The 1,513-nt window shown below is 70.7% G+C and carries 1 protein-coding gene and 2 pseudogenes; all 3 read right to left on the bottom strand.

Going from position 1 to position 1,513, the window contains the following annotated elements; genetic code table 11:
• A pseudogene (locus GJ629_RS15730) lies at positions 1–571 on the bottom strand (anthranilate synthase component I); the annotation flags it as partial.
• Between the two features lie 52 nt (positions 572–623).
• Positions 624–1,193 (bottom strand): helix-hairpin-helix domain-containing protein, encoded by a 570-nt coding sequence (locus GJ629_RS15725; RefSeq protein WP_157513842.1) that lies wholly within the window; start codon positions 1,191–1,193, stop codon positions 624–626.
• A 25-nt stretch (positions 1,194–1,218) separates the two neighbouring features.
• A pseudogene (locus GJ629_RS15720) lies at positions 1,219–1,513 on the bottom strand (shikimate dehydrogenase); the annotation flags it as partial.

Genomic DNA, 1,513 nt, shown 5'->3' with positions numbered 1-1,513 from the left:
TCGCCTCGCGGGCGAGTTCGAGAGCGCGCCGCCGCCCGCGGTCGAACGCCGCCGCAGGGTCCTCGTCAGCGCCGACGCGCGGGCAGGCCGTGACGTAGAGCGTGGTCGGCCCTTCGCCACGGGGTTCCTCCCACGCCGCGAGTCGGTCGTAGACGCCCAGTTGCAGACGCGGGAAGTCGCGGTCGCGGGCGGCGGAGTCGGGTAAGGACTCTATCTCGCGGGCCACGTCGTAGCTCAGCCACCCCACCGCGCCGCAGGGATACGGCACTGCGCAGTCGCCGCGGACCAGATGCTCCTCGCCGACGGTGGCCGCCAGTCGGTCGAGGGCGCTGTCCTCGGGACCGGCCGAGACCATCGCCACCGGGTCGACGCCGAAGTATCCCCACCCCGACTGACCGCCGGTCGTCGGGAGGTAGACGCCGCCGTCGCCTCGACCGCGGCGCGCCCGACGGTAGGCGTCGAACGGGTCCGGGACCGTACAGTGGACCGCGACGGGGACGCGAGCGCCCGCCGGGGCGTCGCTGGCGAGGCGGTCGAACACCGCGCGGTCGGTGTGGACCCGAGGCTCCATTACCGGACAGCAGTGGAGCCGCGAGTTTGTACGTTTCGAGTGCGGCAGAAGTTCAGTAGTCGTTGGCCCGTTCGATCCACGTCTCCAGTCGCCCGGCGCCGATGCCCGAGGCCTCCGAGAGTTCCTCGGGGTCGCTGGCGGCCAACTCGGCCACCGTCTCCACGCCGGCGTCGCCGAGGCGTTCGGCGTAGGCCGCACCGATGCCCTTGATGGCGTCGACCGGGTCGCTGTCGCCGTCGGCCGGTTCCTCGCTGGCCTCTTCGGCGTCTGCAGCGTCTTCGGCCTCGTCGGCCTCTTGGGTGTCCTCTTCGACCTCGTCAGTGTCTTCGCTGGCTTCGTCGACGTCGTCGGTGGCCTCCTCGTCGCTGTCGTCACCGTCGTCGTCGGCCTGTTCGGCCGTTTCGGTCCCCTTGACGGCGTCTTCGGTCTCGGTCTGGGGTTCGCGTTCGACGGTCACGCCGGTCTGTCCGCTGTCCGTCTGCTCCTCACTGTGTTGTGGTTGCTGGGTCTGCCCGCCAGTCTGTCCCTGCTGTCTCCCGCGCTGTCCCTGCTGGCGCTGTGTGCTACTGCCGCCGATGCCAAGGGCGGACTTGATCCGTCGTAACAGATCGGACACTCCCATACGTCCGTGTTACACGGGGGATTACTTAAAGCCGGGCGCGGAGTGCCTCGTTCATCGCGTCGACCGGCGCGTCCACGCCGGTCCAGCGCTCGAAGGCCGCGACGCCCTGATACAGCAGCATCCACGCGCCGTCGACCGTCGTCGCTCCGGCCGCCGCAGCCTCCCGGAGGAGGCGCGTCTCGATGGGCGAGTAGACGGCGTCGAGGACGGCCAACTCGGCGTGGAGCGACGCCGCCGGCACCGGCGACCGGTCCTCGTCCATCCCGACGGTCGTCGCGTTGACCAGCACCGAGGCGTCGGCGAGGAGACGGTCGAGTTCG

It is taken from the genome of Halapricum sp. CBA1109, assembly GCF_009741825.1.
GTDB lineage: Archaea > Halobacteriota > Halobacteria > Halobacteriales > Haloarculaceae > Halapricum.
Note: the sequence above shows the minus strand (reverse complement) of the source record. Positions and strands in the feature narration are given on the sequence as shown.

Excerpts from the sequence above, each read along its gene's own strand:
- GJ629_RS15725 (WP_157513842.1), bottom strand. The coding sequence starts at position 1,193 with ATGGGAGTGTCCGATCTGTTACGACGGATCAAGTCCGCCCTTGGCATC.